Below are 14369 nucleotides of genomic sequence, written 5' to 3'. Positions count from 1 at the left end.
CTGCCGTTCACAGAGGAATGTTCCCGTGCTTGCGCCAAGGGTTTTCAATTTTTTTATCGCGCAACATCACCAAAGAACGGCAAATTCGCTTGCGCGTTTCGTGCGGCAGGATCACGTCGTCGATAAAGCCGCGTGCGCCCGCCACAAACGGATTGGCGAAGCGTGCCTTGTATTCAGCCTCCTTGGCAGCCAGCTTGGCCGGGTCGCCCTTGTCTTCGCGGAAGATGATTTCCACCGCACCCTTCGCTCCCATCACGGCGATCTCGGCGTTAGGCCAGGCGAAGTTGACGTCGCCGCGCAGATGCTTGGAGGCCATCACGTCATAGGCGCCGCCATAGGCCTTGCGCGTGATGACGGTGATCTTCGGCACGGTGCATTCCGCGTACGCATACAGCAGCTTGGCGCCGTGCTTGATGATGCCGCCGTACTCCTGCGATGTACCGGGCATGAAGCCAGGCACGTCAACAAAAGTGATGACCGGGATATTGAAGGCATCACAAAAACGCACAAAGCGCGCGGCCTTGATGGAGCTCTTGATGTCCAGGCAACCGGCCAGCACCAGCGGCTGGTTGGCGACGATGCCGACCGTCTGCCCTTCCATGCGGGCAAAGCCGATGATGATGTTTTTCGCGTACTCGGGCTGGATTTCGAAGAAGTCGCCGTCGTCCACCGTCTTGACGATGAGTTCTTTCATGTCGTACGGCTTGTTTGGGTTCTCGGGCACCAGCGTGTCCAGGCTCAGGTCCATGCGGCCGGCCGGGTCGGCGCTGGGGCGCACCGGGGCTTTTTCGCGGTTGTTCAGCGGCAGGTAGTTGTAGAGGCGGCGCAGCATCAGCAGCGCCTCGACATCATTTTCAAACGCCAGGTCGGCCACGCCGCTACGCGTGGTGTGGGTGGTGGCGCCGCCCAGCTCTTCCGCGGTCACTTCCTCATGCGTCACGGTCTTGACGACCTCGGGGCCTGTGACAAACATGTATGAGCTGTCTTTGACCATGAAGATGAAATCGGTCATCGCCGGCGAGTACACCGCGCCGCCTGCGCTGGGGCCCATGATCATGCTGATCTGCGGAATGACGCCGCTGGCCATCACGTTGCGCTGGAACACGTCGGCATATCCACCCAATGAGGCCACACCCTCCTGGATACGGGCGCCGCCCGAATCGTTGAGGCCGATGACGGGCGCGCCCACCTTCATGGCCTGGTCCATCACCTTGCAGATTTTCTCGGCATGGGCTTCGCTCAAGGCGCCGCCAAACACCGTGAAGTCCTGGCTGAAGACAAACACCAGGCGGCCATTGATCATGCCGTAGCCGGTAACCACGCCGTCGCCGGGGATCTTGTTGTCCTGCATGCCGAAGTCGGTGCAGCGGTGCTCGACAAACATGTCCCACTCTTCGAACGTGCCTTCGTCGAGCAGTAGCTCCAGCCGCTCACGCGCCGTCAGCTTGCCTTTGCCGTGCTGCGCGTCTATGCGCTTCTGGCCGCCGCCCAGGCGGGCCGCGGCGCGTTTCTTTTCGAGTTGTTCAAGGATTTCCTGCATGGCCTGCTTTCTGTTTACTCACGTTTTGTTTGTGCGGCGCTCTGAACGCCATTTCACTACTTTGCTATTTATTTGATAGCTGCTTTCCCATTTCCTGACTGGGCAGAGAGCAGATTTCTTGCTGCAGTCGAGGCCGGCATGCGCCCGTCGGCCACTTGGGCCACCAATGTAGGAAGCAAGGCGCTCACTGCCGGGTCGCGGCGGAAGGCCTGCTTGAGACCTGCATCAATGCGCTCCCACATCCAGGAAAGCGACTGCTGCTTGCGGCGTGCTGCCAGCTGGCCGTTGGCGATTTGCAAAGCCTTGAATTGCGTCACGGCTTTCCAGAATGCATCAACGCCCTTGTTGTGGAGCGCGCTGAGCTGGATGACCTGCGGGTGCCAGGTTTTATCGATGTTGGCGGCCTGCTCGCTGCCCATGGCATTGTTGACCAGGCCGAACAGGCGCATCGCCGAGGTGATCTGCGCCTCGGCCCGCATGGCGGCATCGGCGTCGATGTCGGCTTTGTTGATGATGACCAGGTCGGCCAGCTCCATCACGCCTTTTTTGATGGCCTGCAGATCGTCGCCAGCGTTGGGCAGCTGCATCAGCACAAACATGTCGGTCATGTTGGCGACGGCGGTTTCACTCTGGCCCACGCCCACGGTTTCGACGATCACCACGTCGTAGCCGGCGGCTTCGCAGACCAGCATGGCCTCGCGCGTCTTTTCGGCCACGCCGCCCAGGTTGCCACTGGAAGGGCTGGGCCGGATGTAGGCACGTTCATGCACCGAGAGTTTTTCCATGCGGGTCTTGTCGCCCAGGATGGAGCCGCCCGAGACGGAAGAGGAAGGATCGATGGTCAGCACAGCGACGCGATGGCCTTGCGCGATCAGATGCAAACCCAGCACTTCGATAAAAGTCGACTTACCGACCCCGGGCACGCCGCTGATGCCCAGGCGCATGGCCTTGCCGGTGTGCGGCAGCAAGGCCGTCAGCAGTTCGTCGCCCTGGGCACGGTGGTCGGCGCGGGTGGACTCCAGCAGCGTGATGGCCTTGGCGATGGCGCGGCGCTGGGCCATCGCATCCGGGCCCATGATCGCCTGGAGAAAATCAGGCGCGGTCATCACGCCACGCGCTCCACCGCGGGCCATTCATAGTGCAGGTCCACGCCTTCTTCGCCTTGCAGCACAAAACCGTGGCGCAGATAGAAACGGTTAGCATCACTTTCTTTCAGCGCGGTAAGCCTGACGGCCAGGCCGCGCTCACGTGCCTGGGCAAGCACCTGCCGTAGCACCCACGAACCTATGCCCTGGCCACTGGCGCTGCTGCGCAGGTAAAGGTGGTCAAGCCGCACGGCCGCTTCGCCTTCGGGCTTGAGCGTGAAGAAACCCACGCGCTCGCCGTCCAGCAGGATGTGTTGCATGTACTGCGGAAAAAATCCCGCGGACAAGCGCTCGCGCGAGCGCGCGAGGTCAAAGCGGCCGACGCGTTCCAGGCTGGGCTGCATCGCCTCTATGCGCAAGGCCAGCATGTCTTCGAAGTCGCCGGCAGCCACCGGTTGCAGGGACAGGCGCAAACTGATGTCCGTCACCGCGGGCTCACTTCGCAACAGTGACGCAAATCTGTTCTTGCACATCTTTGGTGCTTCTGTCTTGTGTTAATTTGATCAGTAAGCTGATCGATCGATGTCGCTACCAAGTCAGCCACCCAAACCATTTATCCCAGCTCTCCCGGGTTCCGCAAAGACAAAACCTCGCGACCACCACGAAGAATACAAAGACCAGTACCGAAACAACCGGCAGTGCACTCCAGAGCTGCCAGGCCAGCACAATGCCCGCGATGAGACTGGACAAGCTCAGGAATAAGCGATTCAACATCGCTCAGGCCGCGAGAGCTTTGCGAATCTGCTCCAGCACATCCTTGGCGCTGGCCGGAATCGGCGTGCCCGGGCCGTAGATGCCCTTCACGCCCGCCTCGTACAGCATCTCGTAGTCCTGCCGCGGAATCACACCGCCGACAAACACGATGATGTCGTCGGCGCCCTGCTTTTTCAGCTCGGCGATGATGGCCGGCACCAGCGTCTTATGGCCCGCCGCCAGCGTAGAGACACCCACCGCATGCACGTCGTTTTCAATCGCCTGACGCGCGCATTCCTCTGGCGTCTGGAACAGCGGCCCCATGTCCACGTCGAAACCCAGGTCGGCGAAGGCCGTGGCCACCACTTTGGCGCCGCGGTCGTGGCCGTCCTGGCCCAGCTTGGAGATCATCACGCGCGGGCGGCGGCCCTGCGCTTCGGCGAAGGCGTTGATTTCGGTCTTGAGGGTTTCCCAGCCTTCGGCAGAGTCATAAGCGGCAGCGTACACACCAGTCACCTTTTGTGTATCGGCGCGGTGGCGCCCGTAAACTTTCTCGAGGGCATCGCTCACCTCGCCCACCGTGGCGCGCAGGCGCACGGCCTTGATGCTGAGGTCCAGCAGATTGCCATTGTTATTCTCGGCGGCCGCCGTCAGGGCGTCCAGCGCGGCCTGCACCGCCGCGTTGTCGCGGCTGGCCTTGATGGCCTTGAGCCGGGTGATCTGGCCCTCGCGCACGGCCACGTTGTCGATGTCGCGCGACTCGATGGCGTCTTCGGTCTTGAGTTTGTACTTGTTGACGCCGACGATCACGTCCTTGCCGCTGTCGATGCGTGCCTGCTTTTCGGCCGCTGCCGCCTCGATCTTGAGCTTGGCCCAACCACTGTCCACCGCCTTGGTCATGCCGCCCATGGCCTCGACTTCCTCAATGATGGCCCAGGCGGCGTCGGCCATGTCCTGGGTGAGCTTTTCCATCATGTAGCTGCCGGCCCAGGGGTCAATCACATGGGGAATGTGGGTTTCTTCCTGGATGATGAGCTGGGTGTTGCGGGCGATGCGGGCGCTGAACTCGGTGGGCAGCGCAATCGCTTCATCGAACGAATTGGTATGCAGGCTCTGCGTACCGCCAAAGACCGCCGCCATGGCTTCGATGGTGGTGCGCACCACGTTGTTGTACGGGTCCTGCTCGGTCAGGCTCCAGCCGGAAGTCTGGCAGTGCGTACGCAGCATCAGGCTCTTGGGGTTTTGGGCATTGAAGCCCTTCATGATGCGGCACCACAGCAGGCGCGCGGCGCGCATCTTGGCGACTTCCAGGTAGAAATTCATGCCGACAGCCCAGAAGAAGCTCAGGCGTCCGGCGAACTCGTCCACGTCCAGGCCCTTGCCCAGCGCGGTTTTTACATACTCTTTGCCGTCAGCCAGCGTGAAGGCCAGCTCCAGCGCCTGGTTGGCGCCGGCTTCCTGCATGTGGTAGCCCGAGATCGAGATCGAATTGAACTTCGGCATGTTCTGCGCCGTGTATTCAATGATGTCGCCGATGATGCGTATGCTGGGCTGGGGCGGGAAGATATAGGTGTTGCGGACCATGAACTCCTTGAGGATGTCGTTCTGTATGGTTCCGCTCAATTTGTCCTGGGCGACGCCCTGCTCTTCAGCCGCCACCACATAGCCCGCCAGCACCGGCAGCACCGCGCCGTTCATGGTCATGGAGACGCTGACCTTGTCGAGAGGGATCTGGTCGAACAATATCTTCATGTCCTCGACCGAATCGATCGCCACGCCGGCCTTGCCCACGTCGCCGGTCACGCGCGGGTGGTCGCTGTCGTAGCCGCGGTGCGTGGCAAGGTCGAAGGCCACCGACACGCCCTGCCCGCCGGCGGCCAGCGCCTTGCGGTAGAAGGCGTTGGATTCCTCTGCCGTGGAAAAGCCCGCGTACTGGCGGATCGTCCAGGGGCGCACCGCATACATGGTTGCTTGCGGTCCACGAATGAAAGGCTCAAAGCCCGGCAGCGTGTTGGTGTGGGGAAGGCCTTCAATGTCTTGGGCGGTGTACAGCGGCTTGACGCTGATGCCGTCTGGCGTCTGCCAGTTCAGCGCATCCACATTGCCGCCCGGGGCCGACTTGGCGGCCGCTTTAGCCCAGGCCTCAAGGCTGGCGGCAGGAAATTCAGGTTGGGGAGGACGCTTGGACATGGGATGTTTACCGTAACAGGATCTGCGGAGGCTGGCGATGCAAACCAGGTCCCCGGCAGGTGGATTCGTGATCGCTTCAAGTTTACATCATTTATAATTATTGATGCAAAATTCAGTTTCGAGTAAGATGCCTGCAGCGCTGACAGGAAGCAGCGCGCGCCCGAAGCTCGCCTTACCCACTAAACACCTTATGTCCATGGCCGCCGTGTCCCTGACTCCCCGAGCGCTTTATGAAGAAGTCGCCGAGCTTCTGCGCCAGCGCATTTTCAACCGCGAGCTGGCGCCGGGCAGCTGGATAGACGAGCTCAAGCTGGCCGAGGAATACGGCATCAGCCGCACGCCGCTGCGCGAAGCCCTCAAGGTGCTCGCAACCGAAGGCCTTGTCACGATGAAGGTACGTCGCGGTGCCTACGTCACGGAAGTCTCTGAACGCGACCTTGCCGACGTTTACCACCTGCTCGCCCTGCTGGAGAGCGATGCGGCCGGCGTGGTCGCAGCCCAGGCGACCCCGGCCCAGCTCAAGGAGCTGCAGGGTCTGCATGAGGAGCTTGAAAAAGCAGTAGGCAACCGCGAACGCTTTTTTGAAATCAACGAGGCCTTTCACATGCGCCTGCTGGAAATAGCCAACAACCGCTGGCGCGACCAGATGGTGGCCGACCTGCGCAAGGTAATGAAGCTCAACCGCCACAATTCGCTGCTCAAAAGCGGCCGCATCGAAGAATCATTGGCCGAACACCGCGCCATCATGCAGGCGCTGGCCGCGCGCGACGCCGACGGCACCGCGCAACGCATGCGCGAGCATTTCAGGAACGGCCTGGAAGCCGCGGTCTAAGACACCGCTCACAGACTGAGGGCATCAGGCCGGCGGCAGCGCTTCCCAGTGCTGCACCACCTTGCCGTGCTTGTCCACACTTTCAAGCTGGACACCAAAACCCCACAGGCGCGCGATGTGCCTGATCACCTCCTGGACATCGTCCGTGAGCGTCCGATCGTTGTGGCGGCTGTGGCGCAATGTCAGTGACCGATTCCCGCGCACGTCCACATCCCATACCTGTATGTTGGGCTCGCGGTAGTTCAGGTCATGCTGGCGAGACAGCGCCTCGCGCACGTGCCGATAGCCGGCGTCGTCATGAATAGCCGCCACCTCAAGCTCAGACTTGGTCGCGTCATCCACCACTGAAAAGAGACGGAATTCGCGGATCAGGCGCGGCGAAAGATATTGCCCGATGAAGCTCTCATCGCGGAAATGCCGCATCGCGTAGTCCAGCGTCTCCAGCCAGTTGGAGCCGGCCACGTCCGGTAGCCACTGCCGGTCTTCCTCGGTGGGAGACTCGCAGATGCGCTTGAGGTCGCTGAACATGGCAAAACCCAGCGCGTAGGGGTTGACGCCGTTGTAGCCCGGATGAGTTACCGGCGGCTGGTAAATAACGTTGGTGTGGGATCGCAGGCATTCGATCATGAAGCCGTCGGTCAGCAAGCCCTCGTCATACAGGGAATTGAGCAGCGTGTAATGCCAGAAGGTGGCCCAGCCCTCGTTCATGATCTGCGTCTGGCGCTGCGGGTAAAAATACTGGCCGATCTTGCGCACAATGCGGATCACCTCGCGCTGCCACGGCTCCAGCAGCGGCGCGTTTTTCTCGATGAAATACAGAATGTTTTCCTGCGGCTCCGGCGGAAAACGACGATGGGTTTTTTCGGCCGGCTTGTCGGCCGGCTTGGGCACCGTGCGCCACAGGTCATTGAGCTGCTGCTGCAGATAAGCTTCGCGGTCCTTGCGGCGGGCCTCTTCCTCCGCCAGCGACAACTTCTGCGAACGCTGATAGCGGTCCACACCGTGGCTCATCAGTGCGTGGCAGGAGTCCAGCAGCTGCTCGACCGCCTCCCAGCCGTGGCGCTCTTCGCACTCGGCAATGTAGGCCCGCGCGTAGACCAGGTAGTCGACGATGGCGGCGGCATCGGTCCACATCTGGAACAGGTAGTTGCCTTTGAAGAAGGAGTTGTGGCCGTAGCAGGCATGCGCCATCACCAGCGCCTGCATCGGCATGGTGTTTTCTTCCATGAGGTAGGCGATGCAGGGGTTGGAATTGATCACGACCTCGTAAGCCAGCCCCATCTGGCCACGCCGGTAGTTTTTTTCCGTCGAAATGAACTGCTTGCCGAAGGACCAGTGCCGGTAGTTCACCGGCATTCCCACCGACGCATAGGCATCAATCATCTGCTCGGCGGTAATGACTTCGAGTTGCACCGGGTAGGTGTCCAGGCCGAAGGACTTTGCCTTCCGCGCAATCTCGCCGTGATAAAGCTCGATCAACTCGAAGGACCAGTCGGATGGACAGGGCAGGCAGGCACGCCGGCGCCCCGCGTCGGACAAGCCAGGCGTCGCCACTTCGGCAGGCTTTTTCGCGGTCTTGGTCATGGCTTGGCGCCTTTTTTGAACAACTCCCGGAACACAGGAAATATCTCTTCCGCACTGCCCACCTTGCGCATCGCGAAGTTCCGGTTCGCTTCCTGCACCTGGGTGTACTCTTCCCAGAGGTTCTGGTCTTCCTCACCCACCTGCACATAAGCGAAATAGCGCGACACGGGCAGCAGCTTGTTGACCAGCAACTCACGGCAGCGGGACGAATCCTGGTGCCAGTTGTCGCCGTCCGAAGCCTGCGCTCCATAAATGTTCCAGTCACCGGGAGGGTAACGCTCCTGGATGATTTGGTGCATCAAGGCCAGCGCGCTGGACACCACGGTGCCACCGGTCTCGGTGGACTGGAAAAACTCCTCTTCGGATACCTCGGTGGCCTGGGTGTGGTGGCGGATGAAGATGACATCGGTCTTCTCGTAATGCTTGCGCAGAAACAGGTACAGCAGGATAAAAAACCGCTTGGCGATGTCCTTGCGCGTTTCATCCATGGAACCCGAAACGTCCATCAAGCAAAACATGACCGCCTTGGAGGTGGGCTGGGGCACCCTGACACGGTTGCGGTAACGCAGGTCGAAGGGGTCGAAGAAGGGAATCGTCTTGAGGCGCCGGCGAAGCGTGTCGATCTCCGTCTTCAGGGAAAGAATCTCGTCGGGCAACTCGGGCGCATTACGCAGGGCAAGTACCAGTTGCGCCTCCAGCGCATGCAATTGCCGCCGCGTCTCCCCGCCTATGGCGATGCGCCGACTGAGCGCGACCCGCAGCGAACGCACCACGTGCAGGTTGGTCGGCGTTCCGTCTGAAATAAAACCGGCGCGCCGCGACTTCCATTCCGGCGCATCGGGCAAAAGCTGGGTGCGTATGAGGTCGGGCAGCGCAAGGTCGTCGAAGAAGTACTGCATGAACTCTTCGCGCGTGATGCGAAAGACAAAGTCGTCATTACCCTCCCCGTCGGGGCTGGCCTCGCCGCCCGAACCACCGCCACTACCGCCCTTGGGCCGCGCGATGCGGTCGCCGCGCACGTATTCACGGTTTCCGGGGTGAACGCTCTCGCGTGAGCCGCCGGTGTGCCCAAACACCGGCTCGTAGACGTCGCGCCGCGGCAGGGTAACGTCTTCGCCCTGCTCGATGTCATGGATGCTGCGGCCGGCGACGGCGCGGCGCACGGTATCACGTATCTGCTCGCGGAAGCGGCGCAAAAAACGCTCGCGGTTGCCGATGGATTTGTTCTTTCCCGACAAGCGCCTGTCAATGACTTGCTGGAGCACGGTGATCTCCGGTCACATACACATGACGCGCCCGCCACAGCGCGCCGCCAGCCTCAGGAACTCTTGCGTACACGCAGGTACCAGTCGCACAACAAACGGACCTGCCGTGTGGTGTAGCCCTTGGCGACCATGCGGTTGACGAAGTCCTCGTGCTTCTGCTGCTCGTCCGCGCTGGCCTTGGCATTGAACGAAATTACCGGCAACAGGTCTTCGGTGTTCGAGAACATTTTTTTCTCGATCACGGTGCGCAGCTTTTCGTAGCTGGTCCAGACCGGGTTCTTGCCCGCGTTGTTGGCGCGTGCCCGCAACACAAAATTGACGATCTCGTTCCGGAAATCTTTCGGATTGCTGATGCCGGCCGGTTTCTCGATTTTCTCGAGCTCCGCATTGAGTGCCGAGCGGTCGAAGATTTCCCCGGTATCGGTGTCGCGGTATTCCTGGTCCTGGATCCAGAAGTCGGCATAGGTCACGTAGCGATCGAAAATGTTCTGTCCGTACTCCGAATACGATTCCAGATAAGCGGTCTGGATTTCCTTGCCGATGAATTCGGCATAACGCATGGCCAGGATTTCCTTGATGTAGGCTAGGTACTTCTGCTCGATTTCAGCGGGAAATTGCTCGCGTTCTATCTGCTGCTCCAGCACATACATCAAGTGCACCGGGTTGGCCGCGATTTCGGTAGAGTCGAAGTTGAACACCTTGGACAGGATCTTGAAGGCAAAGCGCGTCGAGATCCCGTTCATCCCCTCGTCGACACCCGCGTAGTCGCGGTACTCCTGGTAGCTCTTGGCTTTCGGGTCGGTGTCCTTGAGGTTTTCGCCGTCATACACCTGCAGCTTGCTGAAGATGCTGGAACTCTCGGGCTCCTTGAGGCGCGTCAGCACGGCGAACTGCGCCATCATCTTCAAGGTACCGGGCGCGCAGATGGCGTTATGCAGCGACGAGTTGTGAATCAGCTTTTCATAAATCTTCACTTCCTCCGAGACGCGCAGGCAATACGGAATCTTGACGATGTAGATCCGGTCCAGGAAAGCCTCGTTATTCCGGTTGTTCTTGAACGCCTTCCACTCGCTTTCGTTGGAGTGCGCCATCACGATGCCGTCGAAGGGAATCGCACCAAAGCCTTCGGTGCCCTTGAAGTTGCCTTCCTGGGTGGCGGTCAGCAGGGGGTGCAGCACCTTGATCGGCGCCTTGAACATCTCGACAAATTCCAGCAGGCCCTGGTTGGCCAGGCACAGGCCGCCGGAATAGCTGTAGGCGTCCGGATCGTCCTGGGCGTAGGTTTCCAGCTTGCGGATATCGATCTTGCCGACCAGCGAGGAAATGTCCTGGTTGTTCTCGTCGCCGGGCTCGGTTTTGGAGATCGCGCACTGCTTCAGGATGGAAGGAAAGCGCTTGACCACGCGGAAACGGCGAATGTCGCCGCCGTACTCTTCGAGGCGCTTGACCGCCCACGGCGACATCACCCGCTGGAGGTAGCGCGGCGCGATGCCGTACTGGGATTCAAGCAACGGAGCATCCTCGGCATTGTTGAACAGGCTGAGCGGCGACTCATTGACCGGTGAACCCTTCAAGGCATAAAAAGGCACTTGCTCCATCAGCTGTTTGAGCCGCTCGGCGATCGATGACTTGCCACCGCCCACCGGGCCCAGCAGATAGAGGATCTGCTTTTTCTCTTCCAGGCCTTGCGCTGCATGGCGGAAGTAGGACACCACCTGCTCGATGGGATCCTCCAGGCCGTAGAAGTCCCGGAATGCAGGGTATATCTTGATGACCTTGTTGCCGAACAGGCGCGACAGGCGCTGATCATGGCGGGTGTCCAACAGCTCGGGTTCACCGATCGCCGCGAGCATGCGCTCGGCCGCGGTAGCGTAGACAAGAGGACTGCGCTTGCAGGCATCGAGGTAGTCCTCAATGGACAGTTCCTCTTCTCGCGTCTGTTCATAACGCGTCAGAAAATTACGGACGACATCCATAAATCCTCCTATGCGCGCGAGAACCGGAGAGACCCTGGCCCGTGATGGAATCCACTCCAGATTTCGCGCTAAGCATCGAACTGCTGTTTCACACGTCTCACACCAAGTGAGTGATAGACCACAGCCTCAATGGAAAGTTCCAACTACACAATCGTCTCCATTATTTTCCAAATGCGCGAATACGTACAGTCAATTTTTTTAAAGAATCCGGATGATGTGTGTGCGCATGTTCCATGCGGCTTCGGTGCGCATCGAGCACTTGGTCTCGATGGACTTGCTATGTTTTCAATAGCTATATACGCAGAGAATCACTAGGCTGCAGGCTGATGTGTTGAGCAATCAATTTGCCCGTTGCGATTCGAGCCACAAGCCCGGCCGCGTTCAAAAGGCAATGCTCATGCACGCGCATTTCACGAACGGCAACGAGGCCGCAAGTTGAAACCGCCAAAGTGTGTCAGCAATTTCAAGCGCCTTTTGTCAGTATGGGCCTTGAATCTTTTTTAGTCAGCCCCTTGCCGACCCCCGTTACAAAAAATACCCCCGGCAATATCAATGCGGCACCCACTGCGTGGTGCCAGCCCAACGATTCACCCAACACACCCCAGGCAGCCAGCGCCGCATAAAGAGGACCGAGGTAAAGCGACACCGCCACACGGCTGGCGCCCAGGACTTTTTGCGCCCAACCATAAATCCAGTAAGCACCCAGCCCCGGCACAATCGCGGCCACCACAATCAGCCACAGCCCGTAGCCGCTTAACGGTAAGGCGTCGGGCCGCGACATTTCCCAAACAGTCAGGGGAAGCAACACCAGGCTGCCGCCCAGGCAGATAGCCGCCAGCCGAGCCGTGGCGCCGAGCGGGCTGGACCACTGCTTTTGCAACAAGGCATAAGCCGCCCATGACACCGTGGCAGCCACGATCCACAGATCTCCCGCCGAGAACTCCACGCCAGCAAGTGCGGTCCACTGGCCTTTGACCACCACATGTACCACACCGGCAATCGCCAGCAACACGCCGAGGCACTGACGCAGGCTCAGGCGTTCGCCAAGCCAGATCACCGCCCCCAGGCCTATCAGCACCGGTGAAGCCGCATAAATGAGCGCGATGTTCATCGCGCCCGTGGAGCGAGCGCCCTGGTAGACCCATGCGCCGCAAATCACCATTCCGAGGATGCCCAGCACCCCGTATTGCCACCACACTTTGACGATGTGGCCACGCTCGCGCCACAACTCCGATCGGGTCAGTACCAACAGGAGCAGAGCGGCCAGACCCCAGCGGCCGAAAGCCAGCAAGTAGGGCCCGATCACCTCCGGTGCCTTGCGCGCCACGATGTAGTTGACCGTCCAGAGCGCCGGCACAAGCCAGAGCAATGCCAGCGCCCGGCGCGCCTGTTTTTGCGCGGTATCAGGCATCGGCCATCGCGCTGGCTTCGGCAAGCGCCGATGGCGATGAGGACGGCATTTCATGCGCCAGCGCCATCACGGCATGCGGCGGCATGTCGCGCAGACGGTGGTCGCTCCAGACCTGCCGCCAGCGCCGCGCGCCTGGCAGACCATTGCGCAGGCCCAGCATGTGGCGCGCGATGGCGCTCTTGGGTGTACCGTGCTCAGCAGCCTCACGCACCATGTAGTCGCACATCTGCGACTCCACGGCTTCACGGGTCAGCGGGTAGTCGGTGGTACCGAAAAAGGTGTTGTCCCAGGAAGCCAGCCACCAGGGGTTGTGATAGGCCTCGCGGCCTATCATCACGCCGTCAAGCACGGCCAGCTGCTGCGACACCTGCCCCGGCGTGTTGAGTCCCCCATTGATACAAATGACCAACTGAGGGAACTCCTGTTTGAGGCGATGCACGAGTTCATAGCGCAGTGGCGGGACTTCGCGATTTTCTTTGGGGGAAAGGCCCTTGAGCCAGGCATTGCGGGCATGCACGATAAAGACCTTGCAACCCGCCTCGCTGACCGTACCCACGAAATCGCGCACAAACCCATAACTTTCGGCCTTGTCGATGCCGATCCGGTGCTTCACCGTGACCGGTACATCGACCACATCGACCATAGCCTTGACGCAGTCGGCCACCAGCTGCGGCTCGGCCATCAGGCAGGCGCCGAAAGCCCCGCGCTGCACGCGCTCACTCGGACAACCACAATTGAGGTTGATTTCGTCGTAACCCCATCCCTCACCCAACTGTGCGCACCGCGCCAGGTCTGCAGGCTCACTACCGCCCAGCTGCAAAGCCACCGGGTGTTCTTCGCTATTGAAGCGCAAGTGGCGCTCCACGTCACCGTGGATCAGCGCCCCCGTGGTCACCATCTCGGTATAAAGCAGCGCATGGCGCGACAGTAGCCGGTGAAAATGGCGGCAGTGCCTGTCCGTCCAATCCATCATGGGAGCGACACTCAGACGCCAGGGATGGCTGGACACCGGAGCGTCAAGGGAACTTACAGAGGAAAACGGAGCAGGCATACCCCATTTTCCCAGAAAGGGCGCCCACCGGTGACAAAGGGTCTTGCCACCGATGCCGGCGCCCCCGGCTGCTTAGACCTCGACGGCCTTGAACTCTTCCATCAACTCCATCTTTCGCTGGCTGAGCTCGTCGGCCAGGGCCACCAGGTCCAGCTCGGACTTGCGGGCCTTGGGGAACATCTCCTCGCGCTCTTCCTTGACGTGATGGTCGATATATTCGCCCAACACAGTCACCCGGGCGTCATACAGGTCGTCCTCCGGGTCCATGCCCGAAATTTGCGCGATGAGGTCTTTGGCCGTACTGTGCTCCACCTCGGCCTCATCCAGCAACGGGTCGTCGCTGATGGCAGCACGGACCTGTGGGTAGAAGATTTCTTCTTCAATCTGCGTATGGACCGTCAGTTCCTGGCAAATCCGGTCGGCGAGTTCCCGCTTTTCCTCCGCGGGTGCATTGCCGTCACACAGTTTCTTGTAGGCGGTGAAAAGCTTTTTGACGGCAATGTGGTCGGCGTCGAGCAGGTCGACGGCATCATGTTTTTTCGGTGGTGCTTTGCTCATGGGGCTCCTCTTGGGGTTGTCGTCGGGTTATGTATGGCAGTGCAAATGAACGCGGCTTAAAGGCCAGCCGCTGGAAGCAATTTAGGCTGAGCCCGGCAGGCCCGGTGTGGGACGCGCTGGAGGG

General features: G+C 60.5%; 11 protein-coding genes. 1 reads left to right on the top strand and 10 read right to left on the bottom strand.

What is annotated here, in order from left to right:
- Positions 1 to 7: 7 nt before the first annotated feature.
- The 4 genes from ACQ4MS_RS17295 to scpA all read right to left on the bottom strand — a co-directional run bounded on the left by ACQ4MS_RS17295 (position 8) and on the right by scpA (position 5568).
- Positions 8 to 1540, bottom strand: a complete 1533-nt coding sequence (locus ACQ4MS_RS17295; RefSeq protein ID WP_007866994.1) for an acyl-CoA carboxylase subunit beta — start codon at positions 1538 to 1540, stop codon at positions 8 to 10.
- 68 nt (positions 1541 to 1608) lie between these two features.
- Entirely contained in the window at positions 1609 to 2646 is a 1038-nt protein-coding gene (meaB, locus tag ACQ4MS_RS17290) for a methylmalonyl Co-A mutase-associated GTPase MeaB (RefSeq protein WP_431095860.1), read from the bottom strand.
- Positions 2646 to 3158, bottom strand: coding sequence for a GNAT family N-acetyltransferase (locus tag ACQ4MS_RS17285; RefSeq protein ID WP_431095859.1), 513 nt, complete (start codon positions 3156 to 3158; stop codon positions 2646 to 2648). The genes meaB and ACQ4MS_RS17285 overlap by 1 nt, the downstream gene beginning before the upstream one ends.
- A 244-nt stretch (positions 3159 to 3402) precedes the next feature.
- The gene (gene scpA, locus ACQ4MS_RS17280) at positions 3403 to 5568 is read right to left on the bottom strand and encodes a methylmalonyl-CoA mutase (protein ID WP_431095858.1); all 2166 of its coding nucleotides are present in this window, start codon (positions 5566 to 5568) and stop codon (positions 3403 to 3405) included.
- 196 nt (positions 5569 to 5764) lie between these two features.
- On the opposite strand from scpA, the gene ACQ4MS_RS17275 reads away from it, so the two are divergent.
- Positions 5765 to 6400: a GntR family transcriptional regulator gene (locus tag ACQ4MS_RS17275; protein WP_431095857.1), complete on the top strand. Its 636-nt coding sequence runs from the start codon at positions 5765 to 5767 to the stop codon at positions 6398 to 6400.
- Positions 6401 to 6424: 24 nt separating this feature from the next.
- Here the strand turns inward: ACQ4MS_RS17275 and ACQ4MS_RS17270 are convergent, their stop codons facing one another.
- The 6 genes from ACQ4MS_RS17270 to ACQ4MS_RS17245 all read right to left on the bottom strand — a co-directional run bounded on the left by ACQ4MS_RS17270 (position 6425) and on the right by ACQ4MS_RS17245 (position 14245).
- Positions 6425 to 7984 (bottom strand): SpoVR family protein, encoded by a 1560-nt coding sequence (locus tag ACQ4MS_RS17270; protein WP_431095856.1) that lies wholly within the window; start codon positions 7982 to 7984, stop codon positions 6425 to 6427.
- Positions 7981 to 9255 (bottom strand): YeaH/YhbH family protein, encoded by a 1275-nt coding sequence (locus tag ACQ4MS_RS17265; protein WP_431099610.1) that lies wholly within the window; start codon positions 9253 to 9255, stop codon positions 7981 to 7983. Before ACQ4MS_RS17265 ends, ACQ4MS_RS17270 begins: the two co-directional genes overlap by 4 nt.
- Before the next feature lie 47 nt (positions 9256 to 9302).
- Positions 9303 to 11225 (bottom strand): PrkA family serine protein kinase, encoded by a 1923-nt coding sequence (locus tag ACQ4MS_RS17260; RefSeq protein WP_431095855.1) that lies wholly within the window; start codon positions 11223 to 11225, stop codon positions 9303 to 9305.
- A gap of 463 nt (positions 11226 to 11688) precedes the next feature.
- On the bottom strand, positions 11689 to 12636 hold the full coding sequence (locus ACQ4MS_RS17255; RefSeq protein WP_431095854.1) for a DMT family transporter: 948 nt from the start codon (positions 12634 to 12636) through the stop codon (positions 11689 to 11691).
- The gene (dusA, locus tag ACQ4MS_RS17250) at positions 12629 to 13687 is read right to left on the bottom strand and encodes a tRNA dihydrouridine(20/20a) synthase DusA (RefSeq protein WP_431095853.1); all 1059 of its coding nucleotides are present in this window, start codon (positions 13685 to 13687) and stop codon (positions 12629 to 12631) included. The genes ACQ4MS_RS17255 and dusA overlap by 8 nt, the downstream gene beginning before the upstream one ends.
- 72 nt (positions 13688 to 13759) lie before the next feature.
- Positions 13760 to 14245 carry a hemerythrin domain-containing protein gene (locus ACQ4MS_RS17245; RefSeq protein WP_431095852.1) on the bottom strand — a complete coding sequence of 162 codons (486 nt, stop codon included), beginning with the start codon at positions 14243 to 14245 and terminating at the stop codon, positions 13760 to 13762.
- Between the last annotated feature and the right edge of the window lie 124 nt (positions 14246 to 14369).

Origin of the sequence: Polaromonas aquatica, assembly GCF_050626995.1 — a bacterium.
GTDB classification, from domain to species: domain Bacteria; phylum Pseudomonadota; class Gammaproteobacteria; order Burkholderiales; family Burkholderiaceae_C; genus Polaromonas; species Polaromonas aquatica_A.
This window is presented reverse-complemented; position numbering and strand designations above follow the sequence as displayed.

Excerpts from the sequence above, each read along its gene's own strand:
- ACQ4MS_RS17255 (WP_431095854.1), bottom strand. The coding sequence starts at position 12,636 with ATGCCTGATACCGCGCAAAAACAGGCGCGCCGGGCGCTGGCATTGCTC.
- scpA (WP_431095858.1), bottom strand. The coding sequence starts at position 5,568 with ATGTCCAAGCGTCCTCCCCAACCTGAATTTCCTGCCGCCAGCCTTGAG.
- meaB (WP_431095860.1), bottom strand. The coding sequence starts at position 2,646 with ATGACCGCGCCTGATTTTCTCCAGGCGATCATGGGCCCGGATGCGATG.
- ACQ4MS_RS17275 (WP_431095857.1), top strand. The coding sequence starts at position 5,765 with ATGGCCGCCGTGTCCCTGACTCCCCGAGCGCTTTATGAAGAAGTCGCC.
- ACQ4MS_RS17295 (WP_007866994.1), bottom strand. The coding sequence starts at position 1,540 with ATGCAGGAAATCCTTGAACAACTCGAAAAGAAACGCGCCGCGGCCCGC.
- ACQ4MS_RS17245 (WP_431095852.1), bottom strand. The coding sequence starts at position 14,245 with ATGAGCAAAGCACCACCGAAAAAACATGATGCCGTCGACCTGCTCGAC.
- ACQ4MS_RS17285 (WP_431095859.1), bottom strand. The coding sequence starts at position 3,158 with ATGTGCAAGAACAGATTTGCGTCACTGTTGCGAAGTGAGCCCGCGGTG.
- ACQ4MS_RS17270 (WP_431095856.1), bottom strand. The coding sequence starts at position 7,984 with ATGACCAAGACCGCGAAAAAGCCTGCCGAAGTGGCGACGCCTGGCTTG.
- dusA (WP_431095853.1), bottom strand. The coding sequence starts at position 13,687 with ATGCCTGCTCCGTTTTCCTCTGTAAGTTCCCTTGACGCTCCGGTGTCC.
- ACQ4MS_RS17260 (WP_431095855.1), bottom strand. The coding sequence starts at position 11,225 with ATGGATGTCGTCCGTAATTTTCTGACGCGTTATGAACAGACGCGAGAA.